The sequence below is a fragment of the Caenimonas sp. SL110 genome, assembly GCF_001044395.1.
Classification (GTDB): domain Bacteria; phylum Pseudomonadota; class Gammaproteobacteria; order Burkholderiales; family Burkholderiaceae_C; genus Ramlibacter.
In genome coordinates this window covers 52,826-70,102 of the sequence record NZ_JANU01000027.1, presented here as the reverse complement: position 1 = coordinate 70,102, position 17,277 = coordinate 52,826, and the positions used below count along the sequence as shown (strand labels likewise).

14 protein-coding genes are annotated in these 17,277 nt (G+C 62.0%); 1 reads left to right on the top strand and 13 read right to left on the bottom strand.

Features of this window, described 5'->3' with window-relative positions; genetic code table 11:
- The 11 genes from AQ12_RS13540 to sucC all read right to left on the bottom strand — a co-directional run.
- On the bottom strand, nt 1-317 hold a 317-nt coding region (locus AQ12_RS13540; RefSeq protein WP_048440457.1), incomplete at its 3' end, for a prepilin-type N-terminal cleavage/methylation domain-containing protein.
- 163 nt (nt 318-480) lie between these two features.
- The gene (locus tag AQ12_RS13535) at nt 481-954 is read right to left on the bottom strand and encodes a pilin (RefSeq protein ID WP_048440456.1); all 474 of its coding nucleotides are present in this window, start codon (nt 952-954) and stop codon (nt 481-483) included.
- A gap of 79 nt (nt 955-1,033) precedes the next feature.
- Nucleotides 1,034-3,448 carry a GspE/PulE family protein gene (locus AQ12_RS13530; protein WP_053076722.1) on the bottom strand — a complete coding sequence of 805 codons (2,415 nt, stop codon included), beginning with the start codon at nt 3,446-3,448 and terminating at the stop codon, nt 1,034-1,036.
- Entirely contained in the window at nt 3,445-4,236 is a 792-nt protein-coding gene (locus AQ12_RS13525) for a 3',5'-cyclic-nucleotide phosphodiesterase (RefSeq protein ID WP_048440455.1), read from the bottom strand. The genes AQ12_RS13530 and AQ12_RS13525 overlap by 4 nt, the downstream gene beginning before the upstream one ends.
- Nucleotides 4,237-4,250: 14 nt before the next feature.
- The gene (locus tag AQ12_RS13520) at nt 4,251-6,503 is read right to left on the bottom strand and encodes a CHASE2 domain-containing protein (protein WP_048440454.1); all 2,253 of its coding nucleotides are present in this window, start codon (nt 6,501-6,503) and stop codon (nt 4,251-4,253) included.
- Nucleotides 6,504-6,555: 52 nt separating this feature from the next.
- Complete coding sequence (locus AQ12_RS13515; RefSeq protein ID WP_048440453.1) at nt 6,556-7,233, bottom strand: FHA domain-containing protein; 678 nt, start codon at nt 7,231-7,233, stop codon at nt 6,556-6,558.
- Nucleotides 7,234-7,282: 49 nt separating this feature from the next.
- Nucleotides 7,283-8,068, bottom strand: coding sequence for a Stp1/IreP family PP2C-type Ser/Thr phosphatase (locus AQ12_RS13510; RefSeq protein ID WP_048440452.1), 786 nt, complete (start codon nt 8,066-8,068; stop codon nt 7,283-7,285).
- A 17-nt stretch (nt 8,069-8,085) separates the two neighbouring features.
- Nucleotides 8,086-10,965 carry a CHASE2 domain-containing serine/threonine-protein kinase gene (locus AQ12_RS13505; RefSeq protein ID WP_082151588.1) on the bottom strand — a complete coding sequence of 960 codons (2,880 nt, stop codon included), beginning with the start codon at nt 10,963-10,965 and terminating at the stop codon, nt 8,086-8,088.
- 217 nt (nt 10,966-11,182) lie between these two features.
- Nucleotides 11,183-11,866, bottom strand: coding sequence for a TerC family protein (locus AQ12_RS13500; RefSeq protein WP_048440451.1), 684 nt, complete (start codon nt 11,864-11,866; stop codon nt 11,183-11,185).
- 232 nt (nt 11,867-12,098) lie between these two features.
- Nucleotides 12,099-12,992, bottom strand: coding sequence for a succinate--CoA ligase subunit alpha (gene sucD / locus AQ12_RS13495; protein WP_048440450.1), 894 nt, complete (start codon nt 12,990-12,992; stop codon nt 12,099-12,101).
- Between the two features lie 8 nt (nt 12,993-13,000).
- The gene (gene sucC, locus AQ12_RS13490) at nt 13,001-14,167 is read right to left on the bottom strand and encodes an ADP-forming succinate--CoA ligase subunit beta (protein ID WP_048440449.1); all 1,167 of its coding nucleotides are present in this window, start codon (nt 14,165-14,167) and stop codon (nt 13,001-13,003) included.
- 148 nt (nt 14,168-14,315) lie between these two features.
- Here sucC and argC point away from each other — a divergent pair, with 148 nt between their 5' ends.
- On the top strand, nt 14,316-15,236 hold the full coding sequence (gene argC / locus AQ12_RS13485; protein WP_048440448.1) for an N-acetyl-gamma-glutamyl-phosphate reductase: 921 nt from the start codon (nt 14,316-14,318) through the stop codon (nt 15,234-15,236).
- Here the strand turns inward: argC and AQ12_RS13480 are convergent.
- Together AQ12_RS13480 and recX are read right to left on the bottom strand one after the other, a co-directional pair.
- Nucleotides 15,233-16,798: a tetratricopeptide repeat protein gene (locus AQ12_RS13480; protein ID WP_053076721.1), complete on the bottom strand. Its 1,566-nt coding sequence runs from the start codon at nt 16,796-16,798 to the stop codon at nt 15,233-15,235. The two genes, argC and AQ12_RS13480, sit on opposite strands and share 4 nt — an antisense overlap.
- Before the next feature lie 10 nt (nt 16,799-16,808).
- Nucleotides 16,809-17,264 carry a recombination regulator RecX gene (recX, locus tag AQ12_RS13475; RefSeq protein ID WP_048440447.1) on the bottom strand — a complete coding sequence of 152 codons (456 nt, stop codon included), beginning with the start codon at nt 17,262-17,264 and terminating at the stop codon, nt 16,809-16,811.
- Between the last annotated feature and the right edge of the window lie 13 nt (nt 17,265-17,277).

Here is a 17,277-nt window from a genome sequence, read left to right as displayed (position 1 = left end):
CCGGTGTCGCCGAAACCTTGTGCGGTCACGGTGATCTTGCCGGCAGCGTCGGTTTCGATGGACGCCACATACTTCGATGTGGAGGAAGCCGACTCACAGCCCCAGGCGTTGGCCGCGACGGCCGTCAGGGAACCGGTCTGGTAGATCTCGGAAATCGTGGTGCGGCAGGCCGATGCAGCCAGAACCACTTCAGACAGCTTGGCGCGCTTGGTGTAGTCCTGATAGGCGGGCAGGGCGACCGCAGCCAGGATGCCAATGATCGCGACAACGATCATCAGTTCGATCAGGGTAAAGCCCTGTTGCAGTTGACGCTTCATTGAAGCTCCTTTGGTTGTGAACATTCACAACCGCAAGTGCTGTGCCAGAGCGACTCTGCGCTGAATCGGCCCAACAAGGCGCGTTCAGCGCCTCAAGCCGCGCAAAATGCGGCCGGGGTTTCGTCACAAGCCGACATTCGTGTCGACTTGTGACGCTAAGCGTTTAGCCGCGGCAAGAGCCTGGCAGGTACTTCGCAAGGACTGGATTCGTAGCGCCAGGGCCGCACTTCCAGCCGCCCACGATCGTTCCCTGGGAGTAAGCGGTGATGGCCGCGCCCGTTGCCGTGGTTGGTGCCAGGTCGATGGTCTTGTCATCGATATTGGTGTCGCCAAAGCCGGTCGCGGTGACCGTGATGAGGCCGGCCGCATCGGTGGCAACCGACTTCACATATTTCGACGTCTGCGAGGCGCTTTCGCAGCCCCATGCATTTGCAGCAACCGCCGTGAGGGACCCCGTCTGGTAGACCTCGCTGATGGTCGTGCGGCATGCCGAAGCTGCCAACACCACTTCAGACAATTTGGCCCGCTTGGTGTAGTCCTGATAGGCAGGCAGCGCTACGGCCGCGAGGATGCCGATGATCGCGACCACGATCATCAACTCGATCAGGGTGAAACCCTGTTGCATGGAACGGCGCATCTGAAACCTCCTACCGGTTGTAAAGCTCATCATTCTAGTAACGGCACCAGAAAGAATTTGCAAAACAAATCGACAGTTGCTACTTGATGCAAACAGACCGGACCATCTTCAGATCGGTAAGGCCGAGCATGACTTTCTCCATGCCATCCATCTTCAGGGTGCGCATGCCGCCCTCGACAGCCGAGGCGAACAGTTCGGAGACCCGTGCGCGCTCCTGGATCAGCCGCTTGGTCGGGTCGTCGGCGACCAGCAGTTCGTGCAGGCCGATGCGGCCCTTGTAGCCGGTGTTGTTGCACTTCTCGCACCCTTTGGCCTTGTAGAACTTCAGACGGCCATCGTGGCCGTACAGCTTGACCCAGCTTTCGTACAGCTTCTTGGCCTCTGTGGCGTAGTCGGCCTTCCATGCGGCGGAGTGGCGAAGTTCTTCGACGTACTCGGTGACGAACAGCTTGACCTCGTCTGCATCGGGAAAGTATTCGTCCTTGCAGTCGCACAGCTTCTTGGCCAGGCGCTGGGCCAGGATGCCCAGCAGCGCATCGGCGAAATTGAACGGGTCCATGCCCATGTCCAGCAAGCGAATGATGGATTCCGGCGCTGAATTCGTGTGCAGTGTGGAGAACACCAGGTGGCCCGTCAGGGAAGCTTCCACGCCCATCGACACGGTTTCCTTGTCGCGCGACTCACCCACCATGATGATGTCCGGGTCGGCCCGCAGGAAAGCCCGCATGACCAGCGCAAAGTCGATGCCGGCCTTCTTGTTGATCTGCACCTGCCGCAGACCCTTCTGCGTGATTTCAACCGGGTCCTCCGCAGTCCATATCTTGGTGTCAGGCGTGTTCAGGAATTTGAGGATCGAATGCAGCGTTGTCGTCTTGCCGGAGCCGGTCGGGCCGCACACGTAGAACAGGCCGTAGGGCTTGCTCACAACCTTTTCGAGCCGCTCCTTGTTATGCGGCGTGAGTCCGAGCTTTTCGAGCGGGATCGGCTCGCCAGCGGCCAGGATACGCATCACCACGTCTTCGACCCCGCCCGATGACGGTATGGTCGCCACCCGCAGCTCGATGTCGAGCGGACCCCATTTCTTGAACTTGATCTTGCCGTCCTGGGGCTTGCGCTTCTCGGAGATATCGAGGTCGCACATGATCTTCAGGCGCGTGACCATCGCCTGGCGAAAATGGGACGGCACTTCGATGTAGGGCTGCAGGCTGCCGTCGATGCGAAACCGGATGCCGGTCTTGGCCTTGCCGGGAAGCGGCTCGATGTGGATGTCGGACACCTTCAGGTTGTAGGCATCGACGATCACCTTGTTGACGAACTTCACCAGTTCGTTGTCGGCTGCGGCGGACACATCACCGCTGTCTTCCGAATCGTCGTCGCCCGCTGGCGCCGACAGGTCTGCCAGCAATTCATCAATGGACGCACCAGCTTCCTCGGCACCCCACAGCTGTGCCAGCGTCTCCTCGAATTCGGTCTGCGTGGTGACGCGGTAGGAGAATTTGCTGCTGCGCGGAAACACCTGCGGCACGATGCGCGAACCCCGCACAGCCTCCGGGTCCAGGCACATGACAACCAGGCCCTCGGGCGATTCTTCGAGTGGAATCCAGCCCTGCTCTTCGACAAAGTCGCGCTTGAGCGGGCCCTGCAGGGCCTCGATGCGGACGCGGCCCTTGTTCATCGGCTCATAGGGCACGCCAAAGAATTTTGCGAGCGACGGGCCGATCTGGGCTGGCCGGATCTGGAAGCTCGCCATCAACATGTGCTCGACCGACTTGGCTTCCTCACGCGCCTGCTGGATGCACTGCGCCAGTTCGGCGGGCGTCAGCACGCCTGCGGAGACCAGGCCGTCGTATTTGGTCGCGCGGCGCCGTTGGCCGTCCTCGGCCTTTTGCATGCGCTGGCGGATGGCGGTGGCGAGCGTCTTGCAAAGCTGCGTCGCGCCTTCGATTTCCAGCTCGCCGAAAGGCTCGTCGCTTTTGTTGTTGATGACCTGGAGCACGCCATGCAGCGTCTCGCCATCCAGGATCGGCACCACCAGCATCTGCTTGGTGCGATAGCCCGAGCGCTTGTCGACTTCCTTCAGGAAACTCAGCGTCGGGTGGACCCGCTTGAGCGCCTCGTCGTCATAGACGTCGATGACGTTGAGCATCTGCTTGCTGAAGGCTGCGTAACCAGCCAGGCTCTGCGCGCTGATCGGCAGCTTCAGGTCCTTGCTGGTGTTCAGGCCGGTCTTGACCTTGGAGACGATGGACGCGCGATCTTCGCTGATCGCATACAGCGTCAGCCGGTCGGCGTTGAACAGCTTGCAGATGTCCTGGCTGGCCTCCAGCATGATCTGGTCGATGTTCTCGGTCTCGTGGATCTTGGTCGTGACCTGCTGCAGCTGGCGGTAGAACAATGCCTCGAACGACACGCCCCGCTTTTCGGGCGGAAGCATCTGCGAATCGAAAAATGCCTGATCCGTGTCGCGGTGCTCGGGTTTCAGGACCGCACTCATAAATCAAACTCCTGCCCGGCCCGCAGCCAGCGGATATCGTGCGTGACGTTGGGACCGAAGGGCTGCGTCTGGTCGAACTTCTGGATCTCCGCCATGATCAGCTCGGTCTCTGCGGGCTTGGTGTGCGTGATGTAGATTGGAAATGTCTTGCCCTTGTCGATGCAGTCGAGTTCTTCGGCGAGCGACATGGGCGACAGATGAAGGCTGCGCCGCGCGAGGTCTTTCTCGCGATTGCTGAATGCGGTCTCGATCACCAGCGCCGCGACATTCATCGAATTGATGCGGCGCCAGAAGGCCGGGTTGCGTTCGGTGTCGCCGGTGAAAACCCAGCAGCCTTTGCCCGAGGTCACCGCATAACCCACCGCAGGCACCGTGTGCACCGCAGGCAGTACTTCAATGCGCTTGCCGGTGATGTCCATGGTCTGGCCGACCTGGATTTCGTGGAAGCTGATGAACGGATTGGCAATCGTGGGAATGCGGCTGAAATCGGGCCAGATGATGTTGTTGAAGATGTGCGTCTTCAAGGCGGCGATGGTGCCGGGCAAGGCGTAGATCTTCACGGGCTTGGTCAACGTCGATGCGATCGAGTCGATCATCAGCGGCAGGGCCGCCACGTGGTCCAGGTGCGAGTGCGTGAGCAACACGTGCTCGATGCCCTTCATCTCCTTGAGCGTGAGGTCGCCCACGCCAGTGCCTGCATCGACAAGCACGTCTTCGTCGATCAGGAATGACGTGGTTCGGCACTCCTTGGCGATCGCTCCGGAACAGCCTAGCACGCGCACCTTCATGTGAGCAGCATCCTCTACTTGGTTTCGAAATTGGTCGCCCCGTCCCATTCGGGATCGAAGGGCAACAATCGCATTGAGGCTACACGTTCGCTATAGAGTTCGTAAAGGTATTTTTTGGCATTCATTCTCTGCAGGTTGAGCATGAGAACGTCGCACTGGTCCCAGTCCTGCATGCGATACGCCTTCAGGAACGTGGCCCAGGTCTTGAGTTCTTCCTGTGTGCCTTTTTCGATTCGCTCGACGGGTGCCACCGGCCAGTAGATCGCGACAGCCTGCGCCTTGCCCTTGACGCGCACGAGGTCCAGTTCCTGCCATGCAAAGTCGGTGGCGAGTTTGCGCGTGCTCGAACTCACCACGATGTCCACACCGTAAACCTTGGAGAGTCCTTCCAGGCGCGAACCCAGGTTGACTGCATCACCGATCACCGTGTAGGCCCGGCGATTTTCCGAGCCCATGTTTCCCACACACATCATGCCGGTGTTCAGCCCGATACCGACGCCGATTTCGGGGATGCCCTTGGCGCGGTGCTCCTCGTTCATCTTACGAACGGCGTTGGCCATTTCAAGCGAAGTCTTGGCGGCCAGATGCGCGTGATTGGGCAAGTCGAGCGGGGCGCCCCAGAAAGCCATGACACAGTCGCCCATGTATTTGTCGATCGTGCCGCGGTTCATGCTGATGATGTCAGTCAGCCGGTCGAACACGCTATTGAGCAACTCCTGCAGCTTGACCGGCTCCATGGTCTCGGACATCTTCGTGAAGCCGCGCATGTCGCAAAACATCACCGTCAGTTCCTTGTTGGTCGCCTTCATGCTGAAGTTGGCGGCCCCCTGCTTGACCATCTCATCGACCAGTTCGGGAGGAACGTAAGTGCCAAACACATTCGCAAGCTCGCGCTTGCTGCGGCTTTCCACAAAATAACCATAGCCCATGTTGAGCGCGAACGCGGTGATGGCCATGACCAGCGCCGCGGCCAGTGGCAGCACCAGCATGCCCCCGAGGTAAGCCCAGAAATTCGCTGCGACGATCGCCGCGATCACGATCAGGCTCAGGAGCACCGCGCGCATCGCGGACAGCAGCGGCAGTGCAAAAGCCAGTGTCAGTCCGGCGATCACCAGGATGGCGACGTCGTAGCCCAGTGCCCAGTCGGGCTTGACCGGGATGCGGTCATCGAGCAGGCCCGATATGAGGTTGGCGTGAGTCTCGACCCCGGCGTACGCCTCACCGACAGGCGTCACCCGCAGATCGAGCAGGCCCGGCGCCGTGGTGCCCACCAGGATGATCTTGCCCTTGAGGCTGCCTTCCGGCAGGCGTTTGGCGATGACATCGGCGGCCGAGACATATTTGAACGATCCGCCCTTGACGCCACCCGGTCCGCGAAAAGGAACCAGGGTTGTGACGCCCTCGGCCACCGGGATCGACATCGACTTGTTGCCCAGCCTCAGCTTCACCGAATCCAGCCCCTGGTAGCCCCGGGCAAGATAGCGGTCGGTGGGAAAAACCGGTTCGACCTGCGGCATGCCCGCCAGCATGCGAAACATCGCCAGCGCCAGCGATTCGTAGTACTGGTCCTTGTGCTCGGCCAGCAGCGGGACCGAGCGCACCACGCCGTCGGTGTCGAGCAGTGGATTGAAGAAGCCTGCCACCGGCGCCGCCTTCGCGACCTGTTCGATGTTGGAGCCGAAGCCGTCCCAGCTGGTGAACTTGATCGGCCTTCCGTGCAGCGCCTCCTTGCTCATGACCGGCGCTGGCAGCACACCCGATGTGCGCCCATCGCGGTCGCTCGTGAGGTAGTAGCCCATCACCACGGGCCGCTTCTCGAGTGAGCGCGCAAACATGGAGTCGTAGTCGAGCGAGCCCTGCAGCTCGTTCAACTTGTCGGTGAACCCGGTCTGGTCCTTCAACTCGCCCTGGGCGAGCTGGCGCAGGCGCTTGAGGCCCGAGCTGTCATCGGGCTCGGCAAACACGATGTCGAATCCCGTGAGCGCCACCTTCTGCCGGTCAAACAACTCGTCGGTCATTTGGGCCAGGCGATTGCGGCTCCAGGGCCAGCGGCCGACTTCCGCGAGGCTCTTCTCGTCGATATCGACGATGACGATGCGGTCATCGAGCGTACGCGGCATGGTTGCACGCAAGCGACCGTCATAGATGATGTCATCGAGCCGCTGGAGCACGTTGAGCGGGACAACGCCCATGGCGTGCAGCAACGCAAACACCAGCGGAATCAGAGTGACCGCGATGCGTGACCAGTGTTTGGCTAGCAGCCCCATAAACGCCCCAGTCGTGGCTTGTGGTGATGTGGGCGCAAGCCCGCCATCAGGATCAGGCCTGGACGAACTGCATCTGCGTGCCGGCCAGCTCGAGCAGGTCGCCGTTCTTCAGGGTGACCGGATCAGCGCCGATGGCCGAGCCGTTGATCGTGGGCTTGTTGGTGCCCTCGACGTGCGCGACGACGAATCCATGGGGGCGTTTGGTAATTGCCGCAACAGCGACCCCAGGCTTGCCGATGGTGGTGACGACTTTGACCAGCGGTACTTCCCGACCTGCTGCGGCGCCCGAGAGCACCTTGATGGTTGCGTTGAGGGCCGCACTGCTGGCTCCCAGGTCTGCTGCGGCCGCGGCGGGCACGGCACCGGCAACCGGCCTCGGGGCGACCGGCGGCATGACCGAGCCGGCCTTGAGGATCATCGTCTTTTCGAAGGTTGGGCCTGCGACCTCATTGACGTACTTGATCTTGTACTTGCCAATCTCCACCGTGTCGCTGTTTTGCAGCAGCTGCTTTTTGACAGCTTTTCCGTTCACGTAGGTGCCGTTGGTGCTGTTGAGGTCTTCAAGATAGACCTCATTGCCCGTCATCTGCAGAACCGCATGCTCTCCGCTCACCGCCAGGTTGTCGATCACGATGTCGTTGTATGGCCGGCGCCCCAGGGTCGTCCGGTCTTTTGTCAACTGCACTTCCTTGATGACAACACCGTCGATCGAGACGATCATTTTCGGCATGGCCCGCTCCTGTCTAAATAACTCGTTTTCGGCAAACTACTACCAAAGACTATTTTCCCAGCATTCTGGAAATCAAGCCGCGTTTTTTCGTGTCCGTGCCCGCCTGGGCCACAAGCACAGAGATGTTGTCCCGGCCTCCGTTGGCGTTTGCCGCATCGACCAGCTGCACTACTTTTTGTTCCAGCGTTGCGTCGGTCCCCAGTATCTTGGCGATTCCCCCATCATCCACCATGTCTGACAAACCATCCGAGCACATGAGGTAGATATCACCCGGATCGACCCTGTGTTCGTTGACTTCCAGCAACACTGCGTCTTCCACGCCCAGGGCGCGAGTGACCAGGTTCTTGTTGCTGGAGGTGGCAGCCTGCTCCGGCGTGATGAGCCCCGCGTCCATCTGCTCCTGGAGCAGCGAGTGGTCCCTGGTGATCTGGGCGAATTCGCCACCGCGCAACCGGTAGCAGCGTGAATCACCGATGTGACCCAGGAGCAGCTTGCCTTCCTGGAACACACCCACGACCAGCGTTGTACCCATGCCGCTGTATTGCGGGTTTGAGTTGGCGGCATTGAAGATGGAGCGATTGGCATTGTCAACGCAGATCTCCATCGCCCGGCGCACTTCACGCACGTTGGCGTGACGCCCGGCCTGGGACAACCAGCGCCCCAGTTCGGACTTGATGAAGGTGGTTGCCATGCCGCTGGCGATTTCGCCGGCGTTGTAGCCCCCCATGCCATCGGCAAGCACGGCGAGACGCGTGGGCTCGTCAAAAGTGACGGAGTCCTCGTTGTTCTCGCGCGCGAGCCCGGGGTCGGTGCGAATGCAAAACTCGTAATTCATAAGGTCCGGGTCAAGCCTCAAATGCCATTGCCGCCCCCTGAATCAGGGCCGCGCCCAGGCGGTCGCTGAAAGATGTCGGTCTTGATGAAATCTGGATCACCGCCACCTGCTGTGTGGCCCGCATCATAGCCGGGCGGCTTGGCCGCAGGCGCAGGAACATTGATAACGGTCGCATCGAAATCGGGCTTGCCGGCGGGCGCTTCGGGTGCCGCCGCGGCTGGCGTGCTCGCAGCGCCCATGATGACCGTCTTGTCGGCTTCTGCGGTCGCAGCAGCGGGAGCGGGGGCATTGGATACACGGGCACGGGCCGCATTGACCTCGTCGTCCGATCGCAACACGACGCCCTTGGCCATGGCGTTCACCGCGGAGGTACTGACTCCCAGAATCTCCGCCTGGGCTGAGCGAAGATCGGCCGCGAAAGCATCGCCGTCCTGGTAGCGCGTCTCGGGCCGCTTGGACAACGCCAGCGCCACCACGTTGGCCAGCTTTTCGGGAATGTCCTTGCGCACGATCCGGATGTCCGGCGCTTCTTCGTTGGCGATCTTGTACATGAGCTCTGCCATCGAATCACCGCGAAACGGCAGCACGCCCGTGAGCATCTGGAACAGCATCACGCCCAGCGAATAGAGGTCGGACCGGCCGTCGACTTTCTTGCCGGCAATCTGCTCGGGCGACATGAAACTGGGCGTGCCCAGCACCAGGCCGGTCTTGGTCTTGCTCGAATCCGTGATGCGTGCAATGCCGAAGTCGGTCACCTTGACGGTGTCGCTTTCCATCTCGTACATGATGTTGGCCGGCTTGATGTCGCGGTGAACCACGTTCTGGCGATGCGCATAGGCGAGCGCCTCGGCGACCCTTGCAACAATCGACAGCACGCGCGGCATCTCAAGCAACTGGCCGTCCTTGCACTGGTCGACCAGGTCCTTGCCCTTGAGGAACTCCATGGCGATGTACGCCAGGTCGTGCTCCTCACCCGCATCGAAGATGGTCACGATGTTCTGGTGCTGCAGCCGCCCCGCCGTTTCGGCCTCGCGGAAGAAGCGCTCGCGGGCATCCGCCAGTTCGTCGCCCTCGAACTCCTGCGACAGCGCCATCGTCTTGATCGCCACCACGCGGCCGATCTTGGGGTCTTTGCCCAGGTAGACGACACCCATCGCGCCCTTGCCCAGTTCCTTTTCGACCTGATAGCGCCCCAGCATCGGCTTTTCGACCGCGCCGCCATCGAGCAGCATGGTGCCGCCAGGATGCGCGCCACCGCCGCCCAGCATCACGGTTTCGGACAGGTTCTTCGCGCGATTGAGCTTGGACTCCAGGTCCTTGAACTTCTTGTCGAACGCGTACATGTGTTCATACACCGCCTGCGCCTTGTTGAACTGGCGCTTGCGCTCGAAGTCGAGGGCAAGGTTGTACAGATTCTCCATCACCGAATCGCCCATCGGCACACGGCGAAAGCGGTCGAAGGCAGCGTCGAGCTGACCCTGTCCCTGCAAGGCCAGGCCCATCATGCGGTTGGTCTCTGCCGATTCGTCGTCGGACTTGAGCTTGCCGGCCTCTGTGACCAGGAACCGCTTGGTGGTCAGCGCCAGATGCCCGATCACCAGCAGCATCGCCGGGAACATGAACTTCATCCAGAGCGATGCGGTGGACAGCATCACGTATTCACTGACGAGAAGCGCCAGGAAGATGACGGTCGTCACGATGGCGCCGAGCCCCGCGCTCAAGCGGGGCAACAAGCCGATGAGGTAGCCCGCAACCAGCAGGAAAATGCCCAGCGCCGCCCAGGTCGTCCAGCCCGGCTGGGTGATGAAGTGTTCGCCCAGGATGCTGGAGGTGATGTGCGCCATCATCTCCGCTGGTGACAGGCCCGCGTAGCCGGGTGTTGCGAACTGGGAGCCGACGCCTGCCGCCGTTGCGCCGATCAGCACGATCTTGTCGGCGTACTTGCTTGCAGGGATCTTGCCCGAGAGAACGTCGTAGAACGAATCCACCGGGAACGCAGGCTTGCCGTCACGGCCCTTGTAGAACTGCGGCAGCATCCGTGCGTTCTCATCGGTCTTGATGCGCAGCTTGCCCAGCTGGACCGACTCACCCGCATTGAGCTTGATGTCGGCCGGCGTCAGGTTCAGGCTGCGCGCCGCCGCCAGCAATGCCATCGAGGGCACGGCCTGTCCGTAAAAATTCACCAGCAACGGATCGTCTCGCACCGAACCATCGACGTCGCGCAACTGGTTCAGGTGGCCGATACCGGCGGCCGCATTGCCCAGCACTTCCAGCGGGTACTGGCCCCGAATCGCCGGCACCGAGAATCCATTGGTTTCGCGCACCGTGCTCTTCGCAACGAACTGGGGCAGCGGCTTGTCGGGCTTGCCTTGCGGATCGCCCAGTTCATAGACAGAAGGCAGCAGTACGCTGCCGGCACTCGTCATGGATGCGGCCAGCAACGCATCGGTGTCGAGCGCCTTCTCGGCTTCAGCGATTGTTTTGGACAACTGTTCGGCAACGCCGCCCTGGCCTTCGGGGACAGGTCCCAGCGTTTCCTTGAGCTTGCGGATGTAAGTGATGCCCCGGTCGGTCTGCGGCTCGAAGAAGAAGGTGGTGTGCACGATCGTCTTGGCCTTGGCCGCTGCCAGCTTGCCGATCATTTCGGCGTGCACATCGCGCGGCCACGGCCAGCGTCCGATGTTGGCAATGCTTTGGTCGTCGATGGCGATGACAGCGATGCGATCCGAGGGCTGGCGACTGCTGCTGGTGACGCCGAAATCGTAGAAACGCCGCTCCAGGGTGCCGATGAAGTCAGTCGTCTGATTGAGGATGACGACCGCCACGACGATCAAAACGGCCACGAACCAGTCCGCACGCCAGAACTGGCCCCGCTTAGCCGATTTAGAAGTACTCAATGCCTGCCCCTCGTCAGACGACCATTCGAACTCGGGAACGCATAAGCGCTGCCCATCCGGCACGCCCGTGGGGGTGCAGGTCCGGTGGACGTTAACAGAGGGCACTGCGCGGGACAAGGGGCTTTGTCACGCGCGTACTACGATTTGTTGCAAATGCGCAAAGCGGCTACTGGAGCCGCTTTGCAGGGGGTAGGCGCGATCGCCCACCGTGTCTGGGTCAATGCGCGTTCTTGGACCGCATCGCCTGGAGGCCTTTGCCCAACCCGACCACGAACGCCGCACCCGCTGCTGCAGCCACGTAGTGAGCCCAGGGGTTGGCGGCGACAAAATCCTTGAGCACCGCATCGCTGACCATGGTTTCTCCACCGACCCAGCCGATCAGGGCGGCGCCCAGCACGACGATGATCGGGAAGCGCTCCATGAGCTTGATCATGAGCGTGCTGCCAAAGATCACGAGTGGGATGCTGATCGCCAGACCCAGGATCAGCAGGGTATTGCTGCCCTTCGCTGCGGCCGCCACGGCGATCACGTTGTCGAGGCTCATGACCAGGTCGGCGATCAGGATGGTGCGAATCGCAGCGCCCAGGCTGCCATGCTCCTTGGACTCTCCCTCGTCTTCTTCCTCGTCGCCCAGCAGCTGCACGCCGATGTACAGGAGCAGCACTCCACCGATCAGTTGCAGGTAAGGCAGCGCCAGCAATTGCACCGCGACCACCGTGAGGGCGATACGCATGACGACGGCGGCGCCGGAACCCCACAGCACGGCCAGGCGCTGCTGGTGCGGCGGCAAGGCGCGCGCGGCGAGCGCAATGACCACGGCGTTGTCGCCTGACAGGATGATGTTGATCCAGATGATCTTGACCAGCCCGATCCAGAAATCGGGGTTCTGCAGCATTTCCATGTAAATCTCCAGCTGTTATATGTTGTTCTGACTGTCCGGCTGGCACCGGTGCCCGGGCATCGTCTTACGTTTCGCGCAAAACGCTCTTGACGGTCGTCAAGATTCGCGCAATCACGAAAATCAGCGACGGACGAAAAAAAAGCGCCCGGGCAAGGAGCGCTTCTCGGTGCGGCAGTTTAGCCGCCGCGACGCCGGCAAGGCGTGCGTAATTCCGCTTAGGCTGCGGCGGGTGCTACAGCAGCGCCTTGAGCAACTTGGCCATTTCGGACGGGTTGCGCGTGACCTTGAAGCCGCAGGCTTCCATGATTTCAAGCTTGGCGTCGGCCGTGTCGGCACCGCCGGAGATCAGGGCGCCCGCGTGGCCCATGCGCTTGCCGGCCGGAGCCGTCACGCCGGCAATGAAGCCGACGATTGGCTTTTTCATGTTGTCCTTGCACCAGCGTGCGGCGTCGGCCTCATCGGGCCCGCCGATCTCGCCGATCATGATGACGGCATCGGTGTCCGGATCGTCATTGAAGGCCTGCATCACATCGATGTGCTTCAGGCCGTTGATCGGGTCACCACCAATGCCCACAGCCGACGACTGGCCCAGGCCGATCTCGGTGAGTTGGGCGACAGCTTCGTAAGTCAGCGTGCCGGATCGGCTCACGACACCGATGCGGCCCTTGCGATGGATGTGGCCGGGCATGATGCCGATCTTGATTTCGTCGGGCGTGATGAGACCAGGGCAGTTGGGGCCGAGGAGCAGCGTCTTCTTGCCGGTGGCCGCTTCGCGGACCTTCATCTTGCTGCGCACTTCGAGCATGTCGCGCACCGGGATGCCCTCGGTGATGCAGATGGCCATGTCGAGTTCGGCTTCCACGGCTTCCCAGATTGCGGCGGCAGCGCCCGCTGGCGGCACGTAGATCACGGAGACATTGGCGCCGGTCTCGGACTTGGCTTCCTTCACCGATGCATAGATCGGGATATTGAAGATCGACTCACCGGCCTTCTTGGGATTGACGCCTGCAACGAAGCAGTTCTTTCCGTTGGCGTATTCCTGGCACTTCTCAGTGTGGAACTGGCCGGTCTTGCCGGTGATGCCCTGCGTGATGACGCGCGTATCTTTGTTGATGTAGATCGACATATCGGTTCCTATGCAGCGTTCACTGCGGCAACAACTTTCTGTGCCGCCTCTGCCATGGTGTCTGCGCTGATGATGGGCAGGCCGCTTTCGGCCAGCATCTTCTTGCCCAGCTCTTCATTGGTGCCCTTCATGCGCACAACGAGCGGGACCGAGAGGTTCACGGCCTTGCAAGCGGTGATGACACCGGTCGCGATGGTGTCGCACTTCATGATGCCGCCGAAGATGTTGACCAGGATGGCCTTGACCTTCTTGTTCTTCAGCATGATCTTGAAGGCTTCGGTCACCTTCTCCGGCGTTGCGCCGCCGCCCACGTCCAGGAAGTTCGCCGGCTCCGCGCCGAAGAGCTTGATGGTGTCCATGGTGGCCATGGCCAGGCCTGCGCCGTTGACCAGGCAGCCGATGTTGCCGTCGAGCGAGATGTACGCAAGGTCGAATTTGCTGGCTTCGACTTCGGCGGGATCTTCCTCGTCGAGGTCGCGCAGCGCGACGATTTCGGGATGCCGGAAGAGTGCGTTGGCGTCGAAGTTGAACTTCGCGTCGAGCGCCTTGATGTTGCCATTGCCTTCGAGGATCAACGGGTTGATCTCGACAAGGCTGGCGTCGGTGTCCATGTACACCTTGTAGAGCTTCTTGAAGACATCGGTTGCCTGGGCGGTCGAAGCCGCCGGGACGCCGATGCCACCGGCCAGCTCAGTGGCCTGCGCATCGGTCAGGCCCACGGCCGGATCGACAAACACCTTGATGATTTTTTCGGGCGTGGCGTGCGCCACTTCCTCGATGTCCATGCCGCCTTCGCTGGAGGCCATGAACGCAACCTTTTGCGTTGCACGGTCGGTCACGGCGGAAACGTAGTATTCCTTCTTGATGTCGGCGCCTTCCTCGATCAGCAGGCGCCGGACCTTCTGGCCTTCGGGCCCGGTCTGGTGCGTCTTGAGCTGCATGCCCAGGATTTCGCCGGCCAGGCTCTTGACCTCATCGATGGAGCGGGCGAGCTTCACGCCACCGCCCTTGCCGCGGCCACCCGCGTGGATCTGGGCCTTGACCACCCAGATGGAGCCGCCGAGTTTCTGCGCCGCCTCCACTGCTTCCTGAACGGTATATGCCGGGATGCCGCGAGGCACTGGCACTCCGAAGTTGCGCAAGATGTCCTTGCCTTGGTACTCGTGGATCTTCATGAGTTGTCTCTCGAGGAACGGGGTAGAAATGTCACCGGCGGCAGGCGGTTGAGCCCACGGGGAACAGCCGCCAACTGTATCATGCTGCAACGCACCAACTTTTCGTTCTGCCTTACAGTGGTGCGGGTAGTTTGCACAGGAAACCGAGATGCCAAAAGTCTTCATCGATGGCGAGGCCGGCACAACCGGCCTGCAAATCCGCGAGCGGCTCGAAAAGATGCCGCAGATCGAGCTCGTGAGCATTGCGCCCGAGCTGCGCAAGGACCCGAACGCCAAGCGAGAGCTGATGGCGGGCGTGGACCTGGTGATCCTGTGCCTTCACGACGACGCTGCACGTGAGTCGGTCGCCATGGTCGATGACATCGAGCGCACGCAGGGCAGCGGCCCGCGAGTCATTGATGCATCCACGGCGCATCGCACGGCCGATGGCTGGGTCTTCGGGTTTCCCGAGCTGGCCGCGGGTCAGCGAAACGCTGTTGCCAGCGCAAGGCGCGTGAGCAATCCCGGCTGCTATTCGACCGGCGCGATCGCGCTCCTGCGCCCGCTCGTCGATGCCGGCATCCTGCCAAAGGATTACCCGGTCGTCTTGCCTGCGGTCAGCGGCTATTCGGGCGGCGGACGCAGCATGATCGAAGCACATGAAGGCGGCACCGCGCCGCTCTTCGAGGTGTACGGCCTGGGCATGAAACACAAGCATCTGCCCGAGATCGTGAAGTACACGGGTCTCACGCGGCGGCCGATCTTCATTCCGGCCGTCGGCAACTTCAAGCAGGGCATGCTCGTCGAACTGCCGTTGCACCTGGACACGCTGCCGGGTCAACCGAAGATTGCCGACCTGCACGCTGCCCTTGCAAAGCACTACGCAGGCAGCGAATGGGTGACGGTCGAGCCGCCCACCGAAGGCGGCAAGATCGAGGCGATGGCGCTCAATGACACCAACAAGATGGAATTGCGGGTGTTCGGCAATGACGACTTCAGGCAGGCGGTGCTGATCGCGCGGCTGGACAATCTCGGCAAGGGCGCCAGCGGCGCGGCCGTGCAGAACCTGAAGTTGATGCTGGGAATTTAAACGGCGAGCCGCGTCAGCGCGGCCCTGACGTTCTGGATGACGCGGTGCCACTTGCTGCGCTCGTCCTGCCTGAACAGGCGCGCCGTCGGATACCAGGGGCTGTCGCCGCGCTCCAGCATCCAGCGCCAGTCCGGCACGTCCGACAGCATCAGGATCAGGGGCTTGCCGAGCGCGCCCGCAAGATGCGCCACGCTGGTGTCCACACTCACGATCACGTCCATGCAGTCCGCCAGCGCGGCCGTGTCGTCGAACGTGCGCAGCTCACCCGAAAAGTCCAGAATTCCGCTGGCCGTCAATGCTCCACGGTCGGCGTCCCGCACTTCTTTTTGCAGGCTCACGAGCTGGTTGCCGGGAGGAAGTGCAGGCAACAGGGTCGAAAGGGACATGGATCGATTTGCATCGTTCCTGTGCAGCGTTCCTCCCGACCAGACCAGGCCGATGCGCAGGCCGTGACGTCGGCCAAGGCGTGTGTCCCACAGCTCACGCTTGACCGCATCGCTGCGCAAATATTGAAGGGGGGCGGCAATCGCCTGCATCGTCATCTGCCACACCGCTGGCACGCTCATCATCGGGCAATGAAAGTCGAAAGGCGGCAATGCGCGTTCGTCGGCAAAGACCTCGCATCCGGGCATGCGCGAGCAGAGGTCCCTGAGCGACTCGGGTACCAGCAACAGGACACGCGCACCCCTGGCGGCGAGCAGCGGCGCAAACCGGACAAACTGGATGGTGTCGCCCAATCCCTGTTCGGCGTGTAGCAGCAGGCTCTTGCCGCGAAGGTCTTCGCCGCGCCATGCCGGATGCGTTGACATGAACGAGGGGCGCGCATGTGCAAGCACCGTCGCCTGCCAGCGCCACTCGAATTCCGGCCAGCCTTCCTCAAGGCGGCCCAGGGTCAGGAGCGCGAGCCCCCGGTTCCAGTGCATTCCCGCATGTTGCGGATCAACGGCAAGGCCGTGCCTCAGTAACGAAAGCCCTTCGTCGAACCCGCCAAGCCGCAGGCAGGCAGCACTGGCGTGATCGAGGGCGTCGATCGAATCGGGTTGGCTTGCCAACACCTGGGAAGCAGCGGCAAGCGCCTCTTCGTTTCGTCCCAATTCCAGCAGCACGGCCGCACGGCCCTGCAAGGCGTCGAAGTCCCCCGGCACGACTGCCAGCCATCGGTCCAGATGGTCCAGTGCCTGCACATGACGCCCCATCATGTACAGCGCACGCGATGCGCCCTGCAATGCGCCGGCATGTGCGGGGTCGATGACCAGCGCAGCTTCGAAATGGACGAGGGCCGCTTCAGGCTGCCCGGAGTCAATCTGTCCCAGCAGGAAGTGCGCGTCGGTCAGCGCGCCATCGAGCGTCAGTGCGCGGCGCAGACATTGGCTCGCTCGCTCGACCTCGCCCATGACCAGTCGGCCATAGCCCTGATTGAGCCATGCCAGCGAATCGGTGGGGTCGTTGTTGCAGGCCCTCTCATAGCACTGCGTCGCCTCTGCGATCCTGCCCTCTGCAAGCAGTGCGTTGCCCTGGCTGCGCAGGCCCGCGTTGGTTTCGGTGTTGGTGTGTGTGCCCAAGGTCCGCCGATTATCCCGATTCAAACCCTGCGCCGGAGACCACGCGCCTGACCACTTCGCCGCTGAATCCGCGTGCGACAAGAAACCGCGCCTGCTTCGCGCGCTGCGCTGCGTCGCTGGCCTGCTCGCCAAACCTGCGCGCCCAAACCTCCCGCGCTCGCGCCAGTTCAGTCGCCTTCAGGCTTTCAAGCGCACTGCTGACCAGTTCATCGTCCAGGCCCTTGGCCTGCAGCTCCTGCCGGATGCGCATCGCACCGAGCTTGCCCGCACGGCGATGAAGCACTGAATCAGCAACGCGCTGTTCGTTGATGAAATCCTTCGCCTGCAGCTCATCGAGGATGCGCTTGAGCTGACCCGGCTCTGCCTCGTGCTCGGCCAGCTTGCGCTCGAGTTCGGCGCGCGAATGCTCGCGGCCGCTGAGCAGGCGCAGGGCGCGCCCCTTCAGGGAAAGCGGCGGCCGCTGCATCACTCGCGCTTCC